This window comes from Nonomuraea lactucae (assembly GCF_003313395.1).
GTDB classification, from domain to species: Bacteria; Actinomycetota; Actinomycetes; order Streptosporangiales; family Streptosporangiaceae; genus Nonomuraea; species Nonomuraea lactucae.
In genome coordinates, this window is sequence record NZ_QNFZ01000558.1 from 1 (window position 1) to 1,822 (window position 1,822).

1 protein-coding gene is annotated in these 1,822 nt (G+C 77.0%); it reads left to right on the plus strand.

The window, feature by feature from the left end:
• Positions 1-1,822, plus strand: a 1,822-nt coding sequence (locus tag DQW85_RS23575) for a hypothetical protein (RefSeq protein ID WP_205315352.1), incomplete at both ends; no start/stop codon positions are given.

Genomic DNA, 1,822 nt, shown 5'->3' on the forward strand with positions numbered 1-1,822 from the left:
ACGCCGTCGAGCGGCGGCCGGGCCCAGGGCTCGGCGGGCGCGTCCGTGAGCGCGCCGGAGGTCGGCGACTCCGCGTTCGCCGGCGACGGCAGGGCGCCGCACCTCCCCGACGTGACGCTCGACGAGCTCAGGGAGGCGCTCGCGCGCGACCTGCGCGTCTCCGACTTCGGCGGGAATGTGCTCGGCTGGTCCTGGTCCGGATCCACGCTCACCGTGGAGACCGAGTCGTGGGGGACGCTCCGTTTCCAGGTCGCGATCGGCGAGGTCGCAGCCGGCAAGGTCGCCGAGACGAACCTGGAGAGCGGGAGGATGACGATCCCCCCGCGCACCGCCGACGACCAGCTCGCCCGCGCGGTGCTGCACGAGATCTCGCACGCCGGGCGGGCCATCGCCGCCAGGGCGGCGAGGTCGGAGCAGGGCGTGCTGCGCCGATGGGTGTCCGGGAAACAGTCGTCCGTGGGCCACGACGACTGCGTGGCGGCCCGCTTCGACGAGTTCCGTCACCTGACCCGCCGGTGGCTGGCCGCGCGGGCGGCCCACGACGCCCAGCCCACGCCCGGGACGGCGGACGAGGTGCGCAAGTGGACGCACGAGCTGGAGTCCCTGGCCGCCGCCCTCCTCCGGCAGGGGCAGGCGCCTCCGTCGTTCCCGTGGTCGGCGGGCCCGCAGGCGGTGCCGGACTTCCACACGGGCTCCATCGGCGCCCTGCCGACGACCGCGACCGGCCTCGTCGCCCTCGCCGACCTGTCCGGGGTCACGGCCATCACCCCCGCCGCGCCCTCTCCCTCACCCGCGCTGTCGCCCATGCTGTCTCCCGCTGTGTCGCCCGCGCTGTCTCCCTCGGGGACGTTCGACGTGTCGTCGCCCGCGGGCCCGCTCACTCTCGAGGTGAGCGAGGCGGAGCTGCCTCCGGGGCAGGTCGAGGTGCGTACGTCCGGTCCCGGCCGCCTGTCGGTCGCCGTCTCCCCCGCCGACGGGTCGTCGGTGCGACTCCGGCTGGCCGAACTCGTCGCTGAGGCGGTCGCCGAGCAGGCGGGGCTCGCCCCCGGCCACGCGCTCGTCCCCGGCCCCCGGCAGGACGTGCCCACGCTCCGGCGCGGCGACGCCGCGACGCTGGTCCACATCAGGGCGCTGATCGAAGCACGGGCCGGCGCCTCGCCGCTCGACCGCGCATTCGTGGAGGACCGGCTCCGCACCGAGCTGCGGGACGCCGGCCTGACCCCCGGCGCCGAGGGCGCCACCGCCAGGCAGGTCGCCGCCGCCCGCGCTGGCCTGCTGACGGCGGCTCAGCTGAACGCCGTCAACGAGTTCTGCGGCCGCCCCGCCCATCCCGCCGTCACCGCCGCCGTCGCCGCCATGGGCCGCGCCGCCACCCTCACCGGCGCCACCACCAGCGCGTACGGCTCGGCGCTCGTCGACATCACGCCGGACGGCGGCGCGCCGATCCCGATGGAGGTGGTCGCCGGCCACACCTCGACGGACAACGCCATCGAGCTCACCACCCGGCAGGGCGTCCACGTGCTCACCGTGGACCGCGCCTGGCCGGTGCCGGCCGTCGAACGCGCGGTGGCCGTCGCCATGGCCGGCATGGTCGCGACCGCCTCCGGCGCACCCGACACCGGACCGGCTCCCGCCCCCGGCGCTCCGGACGGACCGCCGACCGTGGCCGAGCTGCGGCTGAGAGCCGAGCTCCACGAGCTGATCCGCCAGGTGAGGACGGCGACCCCCCAGCAGCGTCCCGGCCGCTTCCACCTGCTCGCCGACGTGGCCGAGGCCCACGGCCTGGGCGGGCGCTCCCCCGCCCGGGACGCCGGCCACGCCC